The following is a 237-nucleotide window of genomic DNA, read 5'->3' on the forward strand; positions in this document are numbered from 1 at the left end:
CATTATCTCTTGCACCACATTCTTGTTTTCCAGCCGTTTCACTAAAGCAGTTACTCCGCTTTTTTCTGTTCTTCTGCTTTCTTTTGCTCTTCTACTTTCTTTTGCTCTTCTATTCTCTTCTGTTCCTCTACTTTCTTCTGTTCTTCTGCTTTCTTCTGTTCTTCTACTTTCTTTTGTTCTTCTGCTTTCTTTTGTTCTTCCGCTTTCTTCTGTTCTTCTACTTTCTTTTGTTCTTCT

At 36.7% G+C, this 237-nt stretch carries 1 protein-coding gene; it reads right to left on the minus strand.

Annotated features, from left to right (window positions below; genetic code table 11):
• Nucleotides 1-50 precede the first annotated feature (50 nt).
• Nucleotides 51-237, minus strand: a 187-nt coding sequence (locus MR170_RS31720; RefSeq protein WP_242310766.1) for a hypothetical protein, incomplete at its 5' end; no start/stop codon positions are given.

Origin of the sequence: Bacillus cereus group sp. BfR-BA-01524 (assembly GCF_022662595.1) — a bacterium.
In the GTDB taxonomy this organism is placed as follows: Bacteria; Bacillota; Bacilli; order Bacillales; family Bacillaceae_G; genus Bacillus_A; species Bacillus_A thuringiensis_S.